Source organism: Streptomyces sp. SM11 (genome assembly GCF_002910905.1).
Lineage (GTDB): Bacteria > Actinomycetota > Actinomycetes > Streptomycetales > Streptomycetaceae > Streptomyces.
In genome coordinates, this window is the sequence record NZ_NEUE01000228.1 from 67,857 (window position 1) to 87,657 (window position 19,801).

Genomic DNA, 19,801 nt, shown 5'->3' on the forward strand with positions numbered 1-19,801 from the left:
GGGAGGCGCGCTTGCGCCGGCGACGCCTTCAGGGTCTCGTTGGAGACTCTTGACGCTCGGATGACGCTCCAAGCGGAAGTCTCAACCCTCCGGGCCTCTCCGGTTGCGGCCCTGCGGACCGGATCATCGGCACGAGGGGAGGGCTCCGGCACGGGGGTCTCCTTGCGCCTTTCTGCATCAGGGGTGGCCCGAGGGCTGCACCGTTGCCTGCTGTCCCGCGCTCGCGGTGGACGACCTGCCGGCCCTGGACGGCTTCGCCGACGGCCTCGGCCAAGGTCTCGACGCCGGCGTCGCCGACCTCACCATGCAGAAGCGGCAGATGTTCGGCCGGGCCAGCTTCGATCCGCTTCGCAAACGATCCCCGCTTACAGTTCGAGGCTGTTCATGATCGCGGCTGTGGTGACCCTCCGCAGCTCTGGCACCGAAAGTGTTCCCAAACCGGAATTCAGCCGTCGTCGACAATCGTTCGACTGGGAAAGCGCGCTGGCGCCGAACTCACCGCTCAGGAATGGACCTCGCCCTTGGCGATATTTCCGATAACCCTGCACGTGGAGTGTGGGGCTATTCTTAAGCCCGCCGAGAAAGGTGCCTCGGATGGGGCGGGGAGCGGGCCTCGCCGGGATGATCCTTCGAGGCCCGCTTTGTATGCTGGGAGTGAGTCCTGTTCAGAGCAGGTCGCGTTCCATGAGGGCGTCCGCCTCTTCCCAGTCGATGAAGCGGCAGGTTCCGGTGGTCAGGTCGACCGCGACCAGCAGGTTTCCGCCGAGCTGCATGTCCTCGCGTCCGTTGTCGAGGAAGTCGATGTGGTCGTAGGGGGCGATGAACTGCCCCCTGTCGGTGAAGCAATACTCGGGGATGATCCGGACAGAGGAGGACGGTCCCCAGGAACGGCTTTCGCCCGCGAGGAACTCCGCAGCTCTGCGCTCCGCCTGCTCCTTGTCAAGCATTTCAGTTGGTCCTCATGAGGTAGTAGTTGCGATATCTCTTCGCGGCTGGATTGGCCTTGCCTGACTGGAAGTCGAGAAATACCACCTTGCCGTCGATATTGGCGACGTTGAAGTAGTGTCAATCCCCTGGTTCCGTAGAGACCTCTCCTATGCGGCCTTGCGCCTCTGGTCGCTCTTCTTGCGTGCTTCGGTGATGGTCCGTTCGAACTCCTCCGGCGGCAGGTCGCCGGCCGCGCTGTGCCTGCGTCGCGGGTTGTAGAACCCGGTGATCCAGGTGGCGATCCTCAGGCGGGCCTCGGTGCGGGTGGCGAACTGGTGCCGGTGGATGTACTCGACCTTGAGCAGCGAGTTGAACGACTCCGCGGCGGCATTGTCCAGCGCCGACCCCACCCGGCCCATGGACTGCACCACGCCCAGGCGGTCACACAGGGTGTTGTACGGCTCTGACGTGTACTCACTTCCCCTGCCGCTGTGGAAGATCGTCCTGTCCCGTCGGCCGCCGCGCGTCGCGGTGGCCATCTTCAACGACGCCCCGACCAGGGCCGCGTCATGGTGCTCGCCCATGGCGTAGCCGAGGCAGCGGCGCGAGAACGCATCGATGACCGTGGCCAGACAGATCTTGCCCTCACCGGTCTCGACCCCGTCATATCGCCGTACCGGAGCACGTCCGGGGCGACCGCGTCGAAACGGCGGTTCACCAGGTCAGGGGCAGCCTTCCGCTTGCCCTGCCGGGTCAGCGACCGCCGCCTGGGCGGGGGCTTGCGGCCCTGCAGGCCGAGCTCGGCCATGATCTCGGCGACGGTATTCACCGACACCTTCCAGTTCTCCGCCCACAGGTCCGAGGTGATCCTCGGCGAGCCGTAGGTGCCGCCGGACTCGGTGAAGAAGTGGATGATCCGCTCCTCCAGCCTCGCCCTCCTGACCTCGCGTTTCGTCGGCTCGCCGGGGCGTCGGCGCCATTTGTAGAACCATGCCTCGCTCACCCCGACCACCCGGCAGGACACCCGGTGCGGGACGCCATGCTCGACCCTCTGGCTACCGATGAAGGCGACCACCGCCTCCGGAGCGTTCTCGGTCACTTCACCCAGAGGGCCATGCATCGCTTGAAGACATCACGCTCCTCTCCAGCTCCCGGATCCGCTTGTTCTTCTCACCCATCTCCCGGCGCAGCCGCGCCAGCTCGGCACGCTCGGCCTCCCGCACCCGACCGCCACCGCCACTGTCGGCTGTCGGCTGTACGGGCCGGTCCGAGGACGTCGTCCCGTTGCGCCGCCACCGCGACACCCAGCTGTGCAGCGTGCCCGGGTTGATGCCGAGCTCCCCGGCGACCTCGCCGGCCGACCTCCCGGTCTCGACCACGATCCGCACCGCGCCCTCACGAAACTCGGCGTCGTACGGCGGCTTCTTCTTGGACCCCATGAATCCCAACTTCCCCTGCAATCACGGGCTCCACGCTACGAGGGGATGGTCACCGCCATCGTCCCCTTCGAGAATGGGGGCCAAGGAGACCATCCGCTGGTACGCCGACAACCGTCACGGGTGGCAGCCGCTCCTCGACCGCAGCCCGTGGAAGGCCGTTGGAGCTGAAGGCCGCCCCGCCGCGTACCGCGGGGGTTCCGGAGTTCGCCAGGGCCCGGGGTCTGCCGAAGGACCCCGGAACTACTGAAAGGACGTCAACAGACATGTCAGGAAGTCCCGTGGAGACGAGCGGGTGGATACGCCGGTTCCACCCCGCCCCGGCCGCCCCGGTCCGGCTGGTGTGCTTCCCCCACGCGGGAGGATCCGCGTCGTACTACTTCCCGGTGTCGAAGGCGCTGTCCTCCGTGGCCGATGTGCAGGTCCTCCAGTACCCCGGCAGGCAGGACCGCCTGGCGGTCCCGTTCACCGAGTCCATGGACGAGCTGGCCGACACCGTGACGGCGGTGCTCCGTCAGCGACCGGACCTCCCGCTCGCGCTGTTCGGCCACAGCATGGGCGCCACACTCGCCTTCGAGGTGGCCGCGAGGCTGGAGCGGGAAGGCGTGGACCTGCTGGGGTTCTTCGCCTCCGGCCGGCGTGCTCCGGCGAGCGTCGTCGACGAGCAGGTGCACTCGGCGTCGGACGCCCAGCTGATCTCGCACGTGAAGAAGCTCAGCGGCAACAACGCGCTGGACGACCCGGACATCGCCGACATGGTGCTACCCGCCATCCGCAGCGACTACCGCAGCACGGAGACCTACCGCTACCGGCCGGGCACCCGGCTCACCTGCCCGCTGTACGCACTCACCGGCGACAACGATCCGCAGGTGAGTCCGGTCGAGGCGCGCGAGTGGGGCGAGTACACGACCGGCCCCTTCGAGATGGAGGTCTTCGAGGGCGGTCACTTCTTCTTCGACACAGCCCCCCGCGAGCCGCTGGACTACATGGCCCGGCGCCTGGCCGATCTGGCGGCGTGAGCACCGACACGGCCGGATCCCACATCGTTCTCTTCCGTTCTCGTGGTCGTTGCAACACTCCAGCTCAGGGGATGCGATGGGCCATGAGATTCGTCCGGATCGTGCACCGCAGGGGCGCAGGACGCTGGTTGCTGTGCGGGCGGCATACTTCGAGCTCATGCGGCAGGGGGACAGCAACGTAGAAGCGTGTGAGCGGATGCTCGTCGGCCGTGCGCCCGTGGTGTCCACACGCCCGACCGTCACCCGGACGGCCAGGGTTCCGGCCCGTGCTCGTCGGCGCGTACATGCCAGCCGGCCCCCGGCGGCCGAACGGGTTCACGCCGCGGGCCCCACCGCCCACGAGCGTGACCCCCGTACGTTCGTGACGCTCTATCAGGAACAGGGCCGGGACCGGGTCGGCAAGGGTGACGCGGTACTCCTCCCGAGCGTCGCCCGGGCGCTGGAGCAGCGCAACACCCTGCCGCGCGGTCTCGGCCCAAGGTCCCCGGCGGAGGGGTGGCCGGTCCACGCGGCGGTGGTGCTGCCGGAGTTCAAGCTTCCTGGGTGAGGCCGGACCCTGCCCGCCGGGGGACCCGCAGGGGGTTGTCGTCGCGGAGTTCGGGAGGCAGGAGGGTGTCGGGGAGGGACTGGTAGCAGACCGGGCGAAGCCAGCGCTCGACCGCGAGGGTGCCGACGCTCGTCGTTCCGGGGGAACTCGTCGCGGGCCACGGCCCCCCGTGCACCATCGCGTGGCAGACCTCGACGCCGGTGGGCCAGCCGCCCCACAGAACGCGGCCCGCCCGCTCCTCCAGCACCGGCAGCAGCTCCAGGGCCGTCGCCCGGTCGGCGTCCGTCCCGTGCAGGGTGGCCGTCAGCTGTCCCTCCGACTGCTCCAGCAGGCGCAGGAGTTCTTCCGTACCGGACCAGCGCACGACGAGCCCCGCGGCGCCGAACACCTCGCCGGTGAGTTCCTCGTGCGCGGTGTACGTGGCCGCGTCGCACTCCAGGATCACGGGCGCCGGTGCGTACGGGCCGGGCCCGGCGGTGCCCCGGGCCACCTCCCGTACGCCGGCGACGGCCTCCCACCGGCGTACGCCCTCGGTGTACGCCCGGGCGATGTCCGGGGTGAGCATGACCTGCCCCTCCGCGGCCTTCAGGGTCCGGGCCACGGCCGGGAGGAAGGCGTCACCCGCCGGTCCGGCCGGCAGCAGCAGGAGGCCGGGGTTCGTGCAGAACTGCCCCGCGCCGTTGGTCAGCGACGCCACGTACGAGCCGGCCGCCGGTTCCGGTTCGGCGAGGGCCCCGTCGAGCATGATCACGGGATTGACCGCGGACATCTCGGCGTGGACCGGGATGGGCACCGGCCGCGACCGGCCCGCGGCGACCAGCGCCAGCCCGCCGGCCCGGGAGCCGGTGAAGCCCACCGCGGTGATCCGTGGATCGCCGACCAGGGCGAGGCCGACGTCGTGGCCCCGGCCCACCAGCAGGGAGAACACGCTGGCCGGCATGCCGGTGCGCGCGGCGGCGGCCGTGACTGCGCGGGCCACCGCCTCACCGGTGCCCGGGTGCGCGGGGTGCGCCTTGACCACCACGGGGCAGCCGGCGGCCAGCGCGGACGCGGTGTCCCCGCCCGCGACCGAGAACGCCAGCGGGAAGTTGCTCGCACCGAACACGGCGACCGGGCCGAGGGGGATGCGCCGGAGCCGTACGTCGGTGCCCGAGGGGCCGGAGTCGATCCGGGCACCGAGCGCCGTCCCACTCCTGACCAGGTCGGCGAAGAGGCGCAACTGGCCGCAGGTGCGCGCCCGTTCTCCGGTCAGCCGGGCCGCCGGGAGTCCGGTCTCCCGGGCCGCGAGCTCCAGCAGGGCGTCGCCGAGCGCCTCGATCTCCGCCGCGCAGGCGTCGAGGAAGGCCGCCCGCCGCTCGGGCGGCAGCGCGCGGTAGGCACGGGCGTCCGCCGCGGCGAGCCGGGCCGCCTCGGCGACCTGTTCCGCCGAGGCGTCCCGGTGCGGAGGGCCGAACGGTTCGCCGGTCGCGGCGGCGACCGCGTGCCAGGCGTCCCCGGTGCCGGGGGCCTCGCGGCCGGCCAGGAGTGAGTGTCCGGACAGGGGTGCGTGCCCGGGCAGGGGCGAGTCCACGGGCGGAGAGGGGTTTCCGGTCGGATTCACAGCGATGTGTCTCCCTGTGCGCGCCGGCGGGCGGCGCGCCGTCGTCGGGTGCCCGGGTGAAAAGTCACCGGGGCGGTGGCGTTGTCCTCGGGTCGTCCAGATGTATAGCCTAAGCAATGGCATGTGACATTGCACTAAGGGGTGGCCGTGAAAGGCACTAAGGGGTGGCCATGAAAGTCGTAGTCGTCGGTGCGGGCATCGTGGGCGCCGCCTGCGCGTTCCACGCCGCCGCGGCGGGCCTCGACGTCACGGTTCTCGACCGGGGCCCCGTCGGCGCGGGCACGACCAGCCGGGGGGAGGGCAACATTCTTCTCTCCGACAAGGAGCCGGGACCCGAACTGGAACTGGCCCGGCTCAGCCGTGACCTGTGGGACGAGGCCGGTGAGGAACTCGGCCCGGAGACCGTCGAATTCGACGCCAAGGGCGGCCTGGTCGTCGCGAGCACGCTCGACGCCCTCATCGCCCTGCACGCGTTCGCCGCGCGCCAGGCGGCGTCCGGCGTCCGCACCGAACCCGTCGAACGCGTCAGCGATCTCGAACCGCACAGCGCGCCCGGCCTCCCCGGCGGCGTCCACTACCCGCAGGACGCCCAGGTACAGCCCGTGCTCGCGGCGGCGGGACTGCTGCGCGCCGCGGTCCGGCGCGGCGCTCGGACGCATACCGGCGAGGCCGCCGCCGCGGTCACCGGAGCCGACGGCCGGATCACCGGAGTGCGCACCGCCGAGGGCACGGTGCTGCCCGCCGACGCCGTGGTCAACGCCGCGGGCACCTGGGGCGGCGAGGTCGGACGCCGGCTCGGCGCGCCCGTCGAGATCCTGCCGCGCCGGGGCTTCGTCCTCGTCACCGAGCCGCTGCCGCCGATGATCCGGCACAAGGTCTACTCCGCCGACTACGTCGCCAACGTCGCCTCCAGCGACGAGGGTCTGGAGACCTCCTGCGTCGTCGAGGGCACCCGCGCGGGCACGATCCTGATCGGCGCCAGCCGCGAACGCGTCGGCTTCGACACCTCGATGAACCCGGCCGTGGTGACCGCGCTCGCCGCGCAGGCGTGCCGCCTCTTCCCGTTCCTGCGCGGCGTCCACCTGATCCGTGCCTACCGGGGCTTCCGGCCGTACTGCCCGGACCATCTTCCGGTCGTCGGCCCGGACCCCCGCGTCCCCGGCGTCGTCCACGCGTGCGGCCACGAGGGCGCCGGCGTCGGCCTAGCCCCCGGAACCGGCGCCCTCGTCACCGCCCATCTGCTCGGCCGCCCGTGGCGCGGCGCCGATCCGGCCGCCCATACCGGCCTTCTGCCCGACCGATTCCTCACCACCGGAGGTGTGCCGAAGTGACCGCAGTGACCGCGTTCACCGTGGACGGCGAGCCGTTGCCGTTCGTACCGGGACAGACCCTGGCCGCCGCGCTCGTCGCCTCGGGCCGGGTCGCCTGGCGGACCACCCGGGGCGGGCAGCGGCCCCGCGGGATCTTCTGCGGGATCGGCGTCTGTTACGACTGCCTGGTGACCGTCGACGGCACGGGCGGGCAGCGCGCCTGTCTGGTGCAGGCCCGTGCGGGCATGGCCGTCACGACCGGGGAGGCCGACGATGAGTGAGCCCGGTGACCTCGTGGCGCCGAGTGACCCCCGTGACCTCGTGGTCGTGGGTGCGGGCCCGGCCGGCCTGGCCGCCGCCGCCACCGCCCTGGACGGCGGGCTGCGGGTCGTCCTCGTCGACGCGGGCGCCGCCCCGGGCGGCCAGTTCTGGCGCCACCCACCACCCCACGCGCAGGGGACCATTCCGACCGCCGACCTGCACCACGGCCTGCGCACCTACCGGGCGCTACGCGCCACCCTCTCCGCCCACGAGCGCACCGGGCGGCTCACGCTGCTGCTGAACCACCACGTGTGGACCACGGCCCGCGAGGAGGACGGCTTCACCGTCCATGCCGTGGACCGCGGCCGGGCGCCCGAGGAGCGTGCCGTCGTGCTGCGCGCACCGGCCCTGCTGGTGGCGACCGGCGCCTACGACCGCCAACTCCCCTTCCCCGGCTGGGACCTGCCCGGTGTGCTCACCGTCGGCGGGCTCCAGTCGCTGCTCAAGGGCGGGGGAGTCGTCGCCGGCCGCCGGGTGGTCCTCGGCGGCACGGGCCCGTTCCTGCTGCCCGTCGCCGCGGCCCTCGCCGCACGCGGGGCCGAGGTCGTCGCCGTGTGCGAGGCGGCGGCGCCCTCGGCGTGGCTGCGTCATCCCGTGCCGCTGCTGCGCAACCCGGCCAAGTGGGCCGAGGCCGCCCGGTACGCCGGCACACTCGCCCGGCACCGGGTCCCGGTCCGCACCCGCACCGCGATCGTCGGCGCGGAAGGGGAGGAGGAGAAGGCGGGGCGGGTCGCCGTCGTGCGCACCGCCTCCCTGGACGCCGACGGGTGCCCGCTGCCGGGTACGGAGCGCCGGATCGAGGCCGACACCGTGGGCGTCGGCTGGGGCTTCGTACCCCAGCTCGACCTCCTGCTCCCCCTCGGCTGCGAGCTCGCCGACGCGGGCGACGGCACGATGGCCGCCGCCGTCGACGACGGGCAGCGCACCACGGTGCCCGGGCTGTACACGGCGGGCGAGACCTGCGGCGTGGGCGGGGCCGCGCTCGCGGTGAGCGAGGGCCGCGTCGCCGCCGTCTCGGTGCTCACCGACCTTCCCGCGCCGGGCCGGCCGAACGCCCGGCGCACGGCCGCGGAGCGCCGGGCCGTGGCCCGGCACCGCTCCTTCGCCCGGGCGATGGCACAGGCACACCCCCTGCCGCCGGCCTGGCCCACGTGGCTGACCGACGACACACCGGTCTGCCGGTGCGAAGAGGTCACCGCGGGGGCGGTCCGGTCCGCCCGCGCCGACGCCGCGGCATCCGACCACCGGCAGGTCAAACAGCTGACCCGGGCCGGCATGGGCTGGTGCCAGGGCCGGATGTGCGGGCCCGCCGTGCACTGCCTCGTCTCCGCCCGCGACCAGCCGTACGCCCCCGCCGAACGGCTGATCGCGACCCCCGTCACCCTCGGTGCGCTCGCCGATTCCGGCGAGTCCACTTCCGATCACACCTGAGGAGTTCCCATGGACCGCACCTCCACCTCCACCTCCACCCGCACGCGTTTGCCCTGGCACGGAATCATCGTCGCGACGAGCCTCCCCTTCGACCGGAACCTCGCCGTCGACCACGGCGCCTTCGGGGACAACGTCGCCTGGCTCGCCGAACAGGGCCTGCACGGCGTCGCCCCGAACGGCTCGCTGGGCGAGTACCAGACCCTGACGTACGAGGAACGCGACCGCGTCGTGGAGACGGCCGTCGCGAACGCCCCCGAGGGCTTCACCGTGATGCCGGGCGTCGGAGCGTACGGCGCGATCGAGGCGCGGCGGCACGCGAGGTTCGCCAAGGACGCCGGCTGCCAGGCCGTCATGTGCCTGCCGCCCAACGCCTACCGGGCCGACGACCGCGCCGTCCTGGAGCACTACGCGATGGTGGCCTCCGCCGGGCTTCCCGTCACCGCCTACAACAACCCCATCGACACGAAGGTCGACCTGCGTCCGGAGCTGCTGGCCAAGCTGCACGCCGAGGGCTTCATCGTGGGCGTGAAGGAGTTCTCCGGCGACGTCCGCAGGTGCTACGCCATCAACGAGCTCGCCCCCGGCCTGGACCTGATCATCGGCACCGACGACACCCTCCTGGAGGTCGCCGTCGCCGGCGCCAAGGGCTGGGTCGCCGGCTACCCCCAGGTCTTCCCGCGCGCCTGCCTCGACCTCTACAACGCCTCGCTGGCAGGCGATCTCGACACCGCGCTCCCGCTCTACCGGCGGCTCCACTCCGTACTGCGCTGGGACAGCAGGACCGAGTTCGTCCAGGCGATCAAGCTCGGTCAGGACATGATCGGCCGGACCGGCGGCGCCTGCCGTCCGCCCCGGCAGACCCTGGACCCGGAGACCGAGGCCGTCGTCCGCTCCGCCACCCAGGCCCTCATCGACGCCGGGGTGAACTGACGTGCGCTCAAAGGTCTGTTACCACGCGGTCGACTCGCACACCGAGGGAATGCCGACCCGGGTCATCACCGGCGGGGTGGGCGTCCTGCCGGGCGCGACCATGGCCGAACGACGGCAGCGGTTCATGGCCGAGCGCGACGGGCTGCGCACCCTGCTGATGTGCGAGCCGCGCGGGCACGCGTCCATGTCCGGAGCCATCCTCCAGCCCCCGGCCCGGCCGGACGCCGACTTCGGCGTGCTGTTCATCGAGGTCTCCGGCTGCCTGCCCATGTGCGGCCACGGCACCATCGGTGTGGCGACGGTCCTCGTGGAGACGGGCATGGTCGAGGCGGTCGAACCGGAGACCGTCGTACGCCTCGACACCCCCGCCGGTCTCGTCAGGGCACGGGTCGCCGTGCGCGACGGCCGCGCGGAATCCGTCACCCTGGAGAACGTCGCCTCCTACAGCCACGCGCTGGACCAGGTCGTCGAGGTGGAGGGATTCGGCCGGGTCCGCTACGACATGGCGTACGGCGGCAACTTCTACGCCATCGTGCGCACCGAGGACCTCGGCATCCCCTTCGGCCGGTCGGAGAAGCAACGGCTGCTCGACGCGGGCCTGGGCGTCATGAAGGCGATCAACGAACAGAACCCGGTGGTACATCCGGAGAATCCCGCGATCGACGTCTGCCACCACGTCTATCTGGAGGCCCCCGGCTCGACCGCCGAGCACTCGCGGCACGCCATGGCGATCCACCCCGGATGGTTCGACCGCTCGCCCTGCGGGACGGGAACCAGCGCCCGGATGGCCCAACTGCACGCGCGCGGAATGCTGGAGCCCGGGCAGGACTTCGTCAACGAGTCGTTCATAGGCTCCCGCTTCACCGGCCGGATCCTGGCGGAGACCACGGTCGGCGGCCAGCCCGCCGTCCTGCCCTCCGTCACCGGCCGCGCCTGGATCACCGGGACCGCGCAGTATCTGCTCGACCCCACGGACCCCTACCCGGCGGGGTTCACCGTATGACGGCCGAACCGTACACCGGGCCGATCGGGGCGGCCGACTGGCACACCGGCGGCGAACCATTCCGCATCGTGCCCGCGCCCCCACCGGCCGTGACCGGGCCCGGGCTCACCGTGGCCGAGCGCCGCACGGTCGCCATGGCCGACGCCGGGGCCCGGTGGACCCGGTCCCTGCTGTGCGGCGAACCGCGCGGCCACGCCGACATGTACGGGGCTTTCCTGGTCCCGCCGGACGATGCCGGGGCCCACCTCGGCGCCCTCTTCTGGCACCGGGACGGCTTCTCCACGGCCTGCGGCCACGGTACGATCGCTCTCGGCGCCTGGGCGGTCACCACCGGCCTGGTCCCGGCGCCGGCCGACGGCACCACGGACGTCGTCATCGACGTCCCCTCCGGCCGGGTCACGGCGAGCGTGCGCACGGCCGGCGGCCGGGTCGCGGACGTGACGTTCATCAACGTCCCCGGCCATGTCCACGCGCGCGGCGTCGAGGTGGCGACCTCGTACGGAACCCTCACCGTCGACATCGCCTTCGGCGGTGCCATGTACGCCGTGCTTCCGGCGGACCGGCTCGGCCTGCGGGTACGGCCGCCGGACGTCACCGCGATCGTCGCGGCCGGCCGCGAGATCCGCGACGCGCTGAACGCCGCCGACGCCGCCGAGCACCCCGGGGATCCCCGGCTGTCCGGCGTCTACGGCACGGTGTTCACCGAGGCGGCAGGCACCCCGGTCGAACGGCCCGACGGCGCAAGGAGGCTGCACCACCGCAACGTCACGGTGTTCGCGGACGGCCAGGTCGACCGCTCCCCGTGCGGCTCGGGCACCGCGGCCCGGGTGGCGCTCCTCGCCGACGCCGGGGACCTGCGCCCCGGCGACGAGCTGCGGCACGAGTCGGTCGTGGGGTCGGTCTTCCACGCCCGGATCGAGCGACTGACCACGGTGCACGGCCGCCCCGCGGTCGTCCCGGCCGTGACCGGCACCGCGTACGCCATCGGAACCAGCCGCTTCACCGTCGATCCCGACGACACCCTCGTACCCGGGTTCGTGCTGCGATGACGGTGACGCTCGACGAGAAGGACGTGCTCGCGCTCGGCCCGGCCGGCGCCGTCGCCGCGGTCCGGGAGGCGCTGGCCGGAGGGTTCGACCCGGACGGTGACGTACCGCGGGCGGTCCTGCCGCTGGCGCACGGTCAGGGGCTGCTCATGCCCTCCGAGTACGGTGGCTGGTTCGGCGTGAAGGTCGCCACCGTCGCGCCCGGCAACGCCGCGCGCGGGCTGCGGCGGATCAACGCCACGTATCTGCTGCACGACAGCGCGACCCTGAGGCCGGTGGCTCTCCTTGACGGGGTGGCGCTGACGACCCTGCGCACCCCCGCCGTCTCGGTCGCGGCCTGCCTGGAACGGCTGCGCGCGCTCGCCGACGGGTGCGGGGGGCTGCGGCTGGTGGTCTACGGCGCGGGCCCCCAGGGGGAGGGGCACGTCGCCACCGTACGGGCCCATGTCCCGGTGGCCGACGTCACCGTCGTCACCCGGCGCGGGGGGCCCGTTCCCCGCTGGGCGGACCGGCACGTGGCGGCGGACGACGGGGAAGTGGCGGCCCTGGTGCGGCGCGCGGACCTCGTCGTCACCGCGACGTCCGCGCGCGCACCGGTGGTCGACGGGCGGCTGGTGCGCGACGGCGCGGTGGTGCTGGCGGTCGGCTCGCACGAACCGGCCGCGCGGGAACTGGACAGCGTGCTGATGGGGCGCGCCACCGTCCTGGTGGAGAGCCGGGGGACCGCCCTCCGTGAGGCGGGCGACGTCGTCATGGCGATCCGCGAGGGCGCGCTCGCCCCGGACGCCCTGGTCACCCTGGCGGACCTGGCCGGTGCACGGGCCGCCGCAGCCCCGGCCGACCGCCCGTTGGTCGTGAAGACGTGCGGGATGGGCTGGCAGGACCTGGTGGTCGCCGCCGCGGCCTACCGTCGGACGGAGGGGACGGTCGGGGGTGCGGAGGTGAGTTGAGCCGAGCTGAACGTCGACGCACGCTGACCCTGCCCGGACTCCGGCGTCAGCGTGCGCCGAGCCTACGGGCCGGGGCGGCGCGTTCGGCCTCCCGCTTCCGGGCCGCCCACAGGGTCCGCACATGCGCGAGATGGCGGCGCATGTGCTCCTCGGCCCCCTCCGCGTCCCCCGCGATCATGATGTCCAGGAGCGCGGTGTGCTCCCGCGCCGAACCCACCAGCGACCCTTCCTGGGACAGGTCGGTGAGCCCGTAGAGCCGGGAGCGCTTGCGCAGGTCGGCCACGGTCTCGACGAGGCGGGCGTTCCCCGCGAGGGCGAGCAGGTCGAGGTGGAAGCGGCGGTCCGACTCCAGATAGGTGATCAGATCGCCGGCCTGCGCGGCGGTCACGATCTCCTCGGCCACCGGGCGCACGGCTTCCAACTGCTCGCGGGAGGCCGTGCGGGTCACGCGGCCGATGGTGGGGATCTCGATGAGCGCGCGGATCTCGGTGTACTCGTCCAGGTCGCGCTCGGAGAGTTCGGTGACCCGGAACCCCTTGTTGCGCACGGCCTCGACCAGGCCCTCGCGGGCCAGATCCAGCATGGCTTCGCGCACGGGCGTGGCGGAGACGCCGTACTCGGCGGCGAGGGTGGGCGCCGAGTAGATCACGCCGGGCTGGAGTTCCCCCGCGATCAGCGCGGCACGCAGGGCGTTGGCCACCTGGTCGCGCAGATGCTCCTGCACCGAGATGAGTTTGCGGGACTTCAGCTCACTCATGCGTTCCCCTTCACATCATTTGTCACCGCACTATACAATGTCACGTTGCTCGGCGTCGCATCATCCCCGAACGGCGCTGCGGGCGCGGAGGCCGGCGGGCGATTCCGGGGGCAGAGGGGACACGTTTCGGTAACGGGGCGACGAACTCCTTGGCTGTGCAATTTCACATTACTATGTTACGGGTCACGCGATCCGACGCGGCCGCATTCTCCGGCCCGCTCCGCCTCGCGTTCTGCAAGCAGCCGCCCTCCGGCCCGCCCGGCCGCCCGGACCGCCAAGTCCTTCGGGCCCCTTCTCCTTCCTCCGGCCTGTTCCGCGTTCGCCGTGCCCCATCCCCGTACGAGGAGTGCATCCATGTCCCGTCGCACCCGCGCGCTGTCCGTATCCCTGTCCGCCCCGCTCGCCCTGGTCCTGCTGGGCGCCTGCACCACACAGGGAGGTGACGACCGCGGCCCGGACGAGCGGCAGCCCGGTGTGGCGACCGGCACCGTCATCGGCGGCACTCCGAAGCGGGGCGGCACCCTGACCGTGCTGTCCAACCAGGACTTCGCCCATCTGGACCCGGCCCGCAACTGGGTCATGCCGACCATGGACTTCGGCACCCGGCTGATCTACCGCACCCTGACCACCTTCCGGGCCGCACCCGGGAAGAAGGGCAGCGAGATCGTCCCCGACCTCGCGACCGACCTCGGCAGTTCCTCCGACGGCGGCCGCACCTGGACCTTCACCCTCAAGCCCGGCCTCGTGTACGAGGACGGCACCCCGATCCGGGCCCGCGACATCAAGTACAACGTCGAGCGCTCCTTCGCCCCGGACCTCGCCGGCGGCCCCGACTACGCCCAGCGCTATCTGGCCGGCACCGAGGGGTACGCCGGTCCGCTGGACGGCGAGCACCTCGACTCGATCCGGACTCCTGACGACCGGACCATCGTCTTCTCGCTGCGCAGACCCGTCGCCGAGTTCTCCTACACCGTCACGCTGCCCACCTTCTCGCCCGTGCCCGAATCCCGGGAGAAGGGTGTCCAGTACGATCTGCGGCCCTTCTCCTCCGGGCCGTACCGCATCGAGAGCTACGCACGCGGCAAGAAGCTGGTGCTGGTCCGCAACCCCCGCTGGGACGCGGCGACCGACCCGGTGCGCAAGGCGTACCCCGACCGCATCATCGTGATCCAGGGCCTGAAGGGCGGCCAGATCGACGACCGGATCATCGAGAGCGCGGGCGCCGACGCCTCCGCGGTCGAGTGGTCCGATCTACAGCCCTCCAGCGTCGCCAAGGTCCTGCCGAAGCCCGAGATCCGTCAACGGCTCTCCGCCGAGCGCACCGGCTGTACCGACATGCTCGCGCTGAACACCTCCCGGGCGCCGTTCGACGACCCGAAGCTCCGTCGGGCGATGCAGTACGCCGTCGACAAGGAGGCCCAGGTGACCGCCAACGGGGGGCCGGCCCTCAACGACGTGGCCACCGGCTACCTGCCCCCGTCCCTGACGGGCGGCCGGCCCGCCGACCCGGTCCACGAGGGACCGGCCACCGGAGATGTGAAGAAGGCCAGGAAGCTTCTCGCCGAGGCGGGCGAGGCCGACGGCTTCGACACGACGATCACCGTGTCCACCGGCGACAAGACCCGCGCCGAGGCGCTCCAGCAGAGCCTGGCCCGGGTCGGCGTACGGCTGCGGATCGAGACCGTCGACCCCTCGGTCTACTACGACACCATCGGCGACACCGCCAACGCCCCCGACATGGCCATCAGCGGCTGGTGCCCGGACTACCCGTCCGCCGCCACCTTCCTGCCGTTCGTCTTCGACGGCCGCACCATCAAGCCCAAGGGCAACCAGGGCAACGTCTCCCAGTTCCGCGACAAGGCCGTGGAGAAGCGCATGGACGAGATCGCCGCGATGCCCGACGCGACCGCCGCCAACAAGGCGTGGACCGCACTGGACCAGGAGATCCAGCGCACGTCGCCGGCCATCCCCCTGCTCTGGGAGCGCAAACCGCTGCTCGTCGGCGACAACATCGCCGGCGCCTTCGGACACCCCTCCTGGACCGGTCAGTTCGACTTCGCGGTGATCGGCCTGAAGGACCCGTCCCGGAGCAAGGGCTGAGGGGACGAGGACACATCGCCATGACCACCCTCAGCACGCCTGCCACCGGACCGGGTGACGCCCCGGCAGCCGGCGGACCCGGCTCCCCGGCCCTGCCCGACGCCCCCTGGCGGACCACCTGGCGCCGCCTGTGGGGCGACCGGGGCAGCCGGACCGCCCTGATCGCCGCCGCCCTGCTCATCCTGGTCGCGCTCACCGCGCCCCTCCTCAGCCGGCTGGGCGGCTGGTCGCCCACCGCGTTCGACGCCGATGCCATCGACCCCTACCTCGGCGGCCTGCCCCACGGGGCCCTCGGCGGCATCAGCGCCGAACACTGGCTCGGCGTCGAACCGGTCACCGGCCGCGACCTGTTCGCCCGCGTCGTCCACGGCGCCCAGGCCTCCCTGCTGATCGCCTTCGCCGCCACCGCGATCGTCGTCGTCACCGGCACCGTCGCCGGCATCGCGGCCGGCTACTTCGGCGGCCGCGTCGACACCGTGCTGAGCCGGCTGATGGACCTCACCATGTCCTTCCCGTCGCTCATCTTCATGATCGCGATGATGTCGGTGGCCCAGGACGTCAACCGGGTCGTGCTGATGACCGTCGTCATCGGCGTCTTCGGCTGGCCCGGCATCGCCCGCGTGGTGCGCGCCGAGGCCCTCTCCCTGCGCCACCGCGAATATGTCGCGGCCGCCCGCGCCTGCGGCAGCGGGCCCTGGCGCATCCTCACCCGGCAGGTACTGCCCAACATCTCCGGGCCCGTCATCGCGTACACCACGCTGCTGATCCCCGGAATGATCAGCACCGAGGCGGCGCTCAGCTTCCTCGGGGTGGGTGTGCGCCCGCCCACGCCCTCCTGGGGCCAGATGATCGCCGAGGCCGTCGCGTACTACGAGACGGACCCCATGTACTTCATCGTCCCCAGCGTCTTCCTGTTCGTCGCCGTCCTCGCCTTCACGGTCCTCGGCGACGCGCTGCGCGACATCCTCGACCCCCAGGGAGGACGCCCGTGATCTTCTACCTGGTCCGCAGGATACTCGGCGTGGCCGGCGTCCTGCTCGCCATCTGCGCCGTCACCTTCGTCATCTTCTACCTGCTGCCCGCCGACCCCGCCGCGGCGGCCTGCGGCAAGACGTGCAGTCCTGAACGCCTGGCGGAAGTACGCCACTTCATGGGGCTCGACCAGCCCGTGTGGCGGCAGTTCGGCGACTACCTCGTCGGCATCTTCGCCGGCCGCGAGCTGGGCAGCGGCCCCCACGCTCTGCAGTGCGGCTTCCCCTGCCTCGGCTACTCCTACGAGAACGCCCTGCCGGTGTGGGACCTGCTGATGGACCGCCTGCCCGTCTCCGTCTCCCTGGCGTTCGGCGCCGCCTGCCTGTGGCTGGTGCTCGGGCTGAGCGCCGGAGTGACCGCCGCCCTGCGCAAGGGAGGACTCCTCGACCGCACCCTGATGGTCGGCGCGGTGGCCACGGCCTCCCTGCCCGTCTACTTCACCGCGGTGATGCTCCTGTACGGGCTGGTCCGGCTGACCGGGCTGCTGCCCTACCCCGCCTACGTCCCGCTCACCGAGGACCCCCTGGCCTGGGCGGTCAACCTGCTGCTGCCCTGGATCGCCCTGGCGCTCCTCTACGCCGCCATGTACGCCCGCCAGAGCCGCAGTTCGATGATCGAGACGATGGGACAGCCGTACATCCGGACCGCCCGCGCCAAGGGCCTGCCCGCCCGGACCGTCGTGCTGAAACACGGGCTGCGCTCCGCGATGATGCCGGTGCTCACGCTCTTCGGCATGGACCTCGGGGCCCTGCTGGCCGGAGCGGTCATCACCGAGTCCATCTTCGGCATCCCCGGCGTCGGCAGGCTCTTCTACGACGCCCTGCAACGCTCCGACCAGCCCGTCGTGCTCGGCGTGACCCTGCTCGCGGCCTTCTTCATCGTGGCGGCCAACGTCGCCATCGACCTCCTGTACGCCGTCGTCGACCCGAGGGTGAGGAACTGACGTGCCGCCCACCACCGAACCCGACCACCCCCTGCTGCGCGTCCACGACCTGCGGGTCGCCTTCGACACCCCCGCCGGAACCGTCCAGGCGGTCGACGGGATCTCCTTCACCGTGGCGGCCGGCCGCACCCTGGGGCTGGTCGGCGAATCCGGCTCCGGAAAGTCGGTCACCTCCCTCGCCGTGATGGGCCTGCACCGCAGGGCCCGGGTGAGCGGATCGATCTCGCTCGCCGGACAGGAACTCCTCGGCCTGTCCGACCGCCGGTTCGGCCGGCTGCGCGGACGCAGGATGGCCATGGTCTTCCAGGACCCGCTGTCCGCGCTGCACCCCGCGTACACGGTCGGCGAACAGATCGCGGAGGCCCACCGGCACCACTTCGGCAGCGGCCGGCGCGTCGCCCGCCGACGCGCCGTGGACATGCTCGGCGAGGTCGGCATCCCCGAACCGGCCCGCCGGGCGGGGGAGTACGCGCACCAGTTCTCCGGCGGCATGCGCCAGCGCGCCATGATCGCCATGGCCCTGTCCTGCGAACCCGAACTGCTCGTCGCCGACGAACCGACCACCGCGCTCGACGTCACCGTCCAGGCCCAGATCCTCGAACTGGTCGCCCGGCTCCAGCAGGAACGGGGACTGGGCGTGCTGATGATCACCCACGACCTGGGAGTGGTGGCCCGCGTCGCCCACGAGGTGCTCGTCATGTACGGCGGGCGCGGCGCCGAACAGGCCCCGGTGGACGACCTGTTCCACAGCCCCGCGCACCCCTACACCCGGGGCCTCCTGGACTCCCTGCCCCGCCTGGACGACCCGGACGACGCACCGCTGCGCGCCATCCCCGGCTCCCCGCCGTCACCGGCCGAGCCGCGCGCCGGCTGCCCCTTCGCGCCGCGCTGCCCCCGGTCGGCCGCCGCCACCGCCCCGGAGCGGGCCCGCTGCGCCGGGGAGAGCCCCCGCCCCAGGGACGTACCCGGCGGTGGCAGGCTGGTCGCCTGCCACCTCCCCCTGCCGGCCGCCCCGCACCCCGGTCCGCCCGGCGGTGCCCCCGTACCGGCCGAGGAGGCCCGATGAAACCCACGCATCCCCCGTCCCGTCGCCCAGAGGTCCGTTCGGAGGAGACCGGGAGGCGCAGGGCGACCGGGGGCTCCCCGGTGACCGGGCCCGCCCCGTCGCCGCCCCTGCTGTCCGTACGCGATCTGGTGAAGACGTTCCCCGGCCGCCGCGTCCTGGGGCGGGCCGCCGCGCCGGTCCGCGCGGTGGACGGTGTCGATCTGGAGCTCGCGGCGGGGGAGACCCTCGGGCTGGTCGGGGAGTCCGGCTGCGGCAAGTCCACCACGGGCCGGATGCTGGTCCGGCTGCTGGAACCCACCGCGGGGTCCGTCGAGTTCGAGGGCCGCGACATCACCCATCTGTCCCCGCGCGAGCTGCGGCCCGTCCGGCGGCACCTCCAGATCATCTTCCAGGATCCGCACGCCTCCCTGAACCCGCGGCAGACCGTCGCCCGGATCATCGGCGAACCACTGCTGGTGCAGGGATCCACGGTCGCGGCGGCCCGGGACCGGGCCGCCGAGCTGCTCGACCTGGTGGGCTTGGGCGCCGAACACCTGGACCGGCACCCGTATCAGTTCTCCGGCGGTCAGGCCCAGCGCATCGGCATCGCCCGCGCCCTGGCGACCGGCCCCCGCCTGATCGTCGCCGACGAGCCGGTCTCCGCGCTCGACGTGTCCGTCCAGGCCCAGGTCGTCAACCTGATGGAGCGTCTGGGTGACGAACTGGGGCTGTCGTTCCTCTTCATCGCCCACGACCTGTCCGTCGTGAAGCGGGTGTGCGACCGGGTGGCGGTGATGTATCTGGGCCGCATCGTCGAGATCGGCGACAAGCGCGAGCTGTACGACAGGCCGGCGCACCCCTATACCCGGGCGTTGCTCTCGGCGGTTCCGCTGCCCGACCCGGCGGCGGAGCGGCGCCGGGAGCGGATCATCCTGCTGGGCGACCCGCCGAGCCCTGCCGCGCCGCCCAGCGGCTGTGGCTTCCATCCGCGCTGCCCCAAGGCGCTGGCGGTCTGCCGCACCGAGCGGCCGCTGCTCCGGGTGGTGGGCTCCGGCGTGCGCACGGCGGCCTGCCACTTCCCCGAGACGGGCTGAGAGACTCCCGGCGGCCCGGAGCACCCCCGGCCGCCCCTCCCCGACGGACCGCCCCCTTGCCGCTGGGCGGCGTTCACCGGGAAGTCGCATCGGATTCGGTCATATGTCTTCCCTGTGAAGTGTGACCTGTGCAATTGTACATGCTACAGGGTGTGGGCATGTCAACTCCGGGCATCGGCCCCATCCGTCCGGCCGGCAGCACGACAACACGGCACGACAACACCCCCTGGCCCACGCCCCGTACATCCCATCGGTCACGCACGTGCGTGCCTCCGATCCCTCATGGGAGGAAACAACGTGAGAACCACAC

Annotated in this window: 21 protein-coding genes; 15 read left to right on the forward strand and 6 right to left on the reverse strand. The window is 72.4% G+C overall.

Annotated elements, in window-relative coordinates:
- Positions 1-226: 226 nt before the first annotated feature.
- Positions 227-388 (forward strand): hypothetical protein, encoded by a 162-nt coding sequence (locus B9S58_RS38135; RefSeq protein WP_181009426.1) that lies wholly within the window; start codon positions 227-229, stop codon positions 386-388.
- Positions 389-665: 277 nt separating this feature from the next.
- Here the strand turns inward: B9S58_RS38135 and B9S58_RS23395 are convergent, their stop codons facing one another.
- The 4 genes from B9S58_RS23395 to B9S58_RS23410 all read right to left on the reverse strand — a co-directional run bounded on the left by B9S58_RS23395 (position 666) and on the right by B9S58_RS23410 (position 2,366).
- Positions 666-947, reverse strand: a complete 282-nt coding sequence (locus tag B9S58_RS23395) for a hypothetical protein (protein ID WP_103534035.1) — start codon at positions 945-947, stop codon at positions 666-668.
- A gap of 147 nt (positions 948-1,094) precedes the next feature.
- Complete coding sequence (locus B9S58_RS23400; RefSeq protein ID WP_103534036.1) at positions 1,095-1,565, reverse strand: DDE-type integrase/transposase/recombinase; 471 nt, start codon at positions 1,563-1,565, stop codon at positions 1,095-1,097.
- Positions 1,469-2,026 (reverse strand): IS3 family transposase, encoded by a 558-nt coding sequence (locus tag B9S58_RS23405; protein WP_181009427.1) that lies wholly within the window; start codon positions 2,024-2,026, stop codon positions 1,469-1,471. The genes B9S58_RS23400 and B9S58_RS23405 overlap by 97 nt, the downstream gene beginning before the upstream one ends.
- A 1-nt stretch (position 2,027) precedes the next feature.
- A complete protein-coding gene (locus tag B9S58_RS23410) occupies positions 2,028-2,366 on the reverse strand; it encodes a transposase (RefSeq protein WP_258044915.1) in 339 nt (112 codons plus the stop codon).
- A 263-nt stretch (positions 2,367-2,629) separates the two neighbouring features.
- On the opposite strand from B9S58_RS23410, the gene B9S58_RS23415 reads away from it, so the two are divergent.
- A complete protein-coding gene (locus tag B9S58_RS23415; protein WP_103534038.1) occupies positions 2,630-3,382 on the forward strand; it encodes an alpha/beta fold hydrolase in 753 nt (250 codons plus the stop codon).
- 361 nt (positions 3,383-3,743) lie between these two features.
- Positions 3,744-3,929, forward strand: a complete 186-nt coding sequence (locus B9S58_RS37560) for a hypothetical protein (RefSeq protein ID WP_146063555.1) — start codon at positions 3,744-3,746, stop codon at positions 3,927-3,929.
- On the opposite strand, the gene B9S58_RS23425 is transcribed toward B9S58_RS37560, so the two are convergent.
- Positions 3,913-5,529 carry an aldehyde dehydrogenase (NADP(+)) gene (locus tag B9S58_RS23425; protein ID WP_103534040.1) on the reverse strand — a complete coding sequence of 539 codons (1,617 nt, stop codon included), beginning with the start codon at positions 5,527-5,529 and terminating at the stop codon, positions 3,913-3,915. The genes B9S58_RS37560 and B9S58_RS23425 overlap by 17 nt on opposite strands.
- A gap of 170 nt (positions 5,530-5,699) precedes the next feature.
- Between B9S58_RS23425 and B9S58_RS23430 the strand changes: the two genes are divergently transcribed.
- Genes B9S58_RS23430 through B9S58_RS23460 form a run of 7 tightly spaced genes read left to right on the forward strand, consistent with a single transcriptional unit; the run spans position 5,700 to position 12,520 of the window.
- A complete protein-coding gene (locus B9S58_RS23430) occupies positions 5,700-6,860 on the forward strand; it encodes an FAD-binding oxidoreductase (RefSeq protein ID WP_181009428.1) in 1,161 nt (386 codons plus the stop codon).
- The gene (locus tag B9S58_RS23435; RefSeq protein ID WP_181009429.1) at positions 6,857-7,120 is read left to right on the forward strand and encodes a (2Fe-2S)-binding protein; all 264 of its coding nucleotides are present in this window, start codon (positions 6,857-6,859) and stop codon (positions 7,118-7,120) included. The genes B9S58_RS23430 and B9S58_RS23435 overlap by 4 nt, the downstream gene beginning before the upstream one ends.
- Positions 7,113-8,591: an FAD-dependent oxidoreductase gene (locus tag B9S58_RS23440; RefSeq protein ID WP_103534042.1), complete on the forward strand. Its 1,479-nt coding sequence runs from the start codon at positions 7,113-7,115 to the stop codon at positions 8,589-8,591. The genes B9S58_RS23435 and B9S58_RS23440 overlap by 8 nt, the downstream gene beginning before the upstream one ends.
- A gap of 9 nt (positions 8,592-8,600) precedes the next feature.
- The gene (locus B9S58_RS23445; RefSeq protein WP_103534043.1) at positions 8,601-9,521 is read left to right on the forward strand and encodes a dihydrodipicolinate synthase family protein; all 921 of its coding nucleotides are present in this window, start codon (positions 8,601-8,603) and stop codon (positions 9,519-9,521) included.
- Between the two features lies 1 nt (position 9,522).
- On the forward strand, positions 9,523-10,524 hold the full coding sequence (locus B9S58_RS23450) for a proline racemase family protein (protein WP_103534044.1): 1,002 nt from the start codon (positions 9,523-9,525) through the stop codon (positions 10,522-10,524).
- A complete protein-coding gene (locus tag B9S58_RS23455; RefSeq protein WP_103534045.1) occupies positions 10,521-11,573 on the forward strand; it encodes a proline racemase family protein in 1,053 nt (350 codons plus the stop codon). The genes B9S58_RS23450 and B9S58_RS23455 overlap by 4 nt, the downstream gene beginning before the upstream one ends.
- On the forward strand, positions 11,570-12,520 hold the full coding sequence (locus B9S58_RS23460) for an ornithine cyclodeaminase family protein (RefSeq protein WP_103534046.1): 951 nt from the start codon (positions 11,570-11,572) through the stop codon (positions 12,518-12,520). Before B9S58_RS23455 ends, B9S58_RS23460 begins: the two co-directional genes overlap by 4 nt.
- Before the next feature lie 46 nt (positions 12,521-12,566).
- Here B9S58_RS23460 and B9S58_RS23465 read toward each other — a convergent pair whose 3' ends face one another.
- Positions 12,567-13,277, reverse strand: a complete 711-nt coding sequence (locus B9S58_RS23465) for a GntR family transcriptional regulator (protein ID WP_103534047.1) — start codon at positions 13,275-13,277, stop codon at positions 12,567-12,569.
- Positions 13,278-13,631: 354 nt separating this feature from the next.
- On the opposite strand from B9S58_RS23465, the gene B9S58_RS23470 reads away from it, so the two are divergent.
- From B9S58_RS23470 to B9S58_RS23490, 5 genes are read left to right on the forward strand one after another with little or no spacing between them, the layout of a single operon-like run.
- On the forward strand, positions 13,632-15,377 hold the full coding sequence (locus B9S58_RS23470) for an ABC transporter substrate-binding protein (RefSeq protein ID WP_103534048.1): 1,746 nt from the start codon (positions 13,632-13,634) through the stop codon (positions 15,375-15,377).
- 20 nt (positions 15,378-15,397) lie between these two features.
- The gene (locus tag B9S58_RS23475; protein WP_103534049.1) at positions 15,398-16,369 is read left to right on the forward strand and encodes an ABC transporter permease; all 972 of its coding nucleotides are present in this window, start codon (positions 15,398-15,400) and stop codon (positions 16,367-16,369) included.
- Entirely contained in the window at positions 16,366-17,352 is a 987-nt protein-coding gene (locus B9S58_RS23480; RefSeq protein ID WP_103534050.1) for an ABC transporter permease, read from the forward strand. Before B9S58_RS23475 ends, B9S58_RS23480 begins: the two co-directional genes overlap by 4 nt.
- A 1-nt stretch (position 17,353) precedes the next feature.
- Positions 17,354-18,418, forward strand: a complete 1,065-nt coding sequence (locus B9S58_RS23485) for an ABC transporter ATP-binding protein (protein WP_103534051.1) — start codon at positions 17,354-17,356, stop codon at positions 18,416-18,418.
- Positions 18,415-19,491 (forward strand): ABC transporter ATP-binding protein, encoded by a 1,077-nt coding sequence (locus B9S58_RS23490; RefSeq protein WP_258044919.1) that lies wholly within the window; start codon positions 18,415-18,417, stop codon positions 19,489-19,491. Before B9S58_RS23485 ends, B9S58_RS23490 begins: the two co-directional genes overlap by 4 nt.
- Positions 19,492-19,801 lie beyond the last annotated feature (310 nt).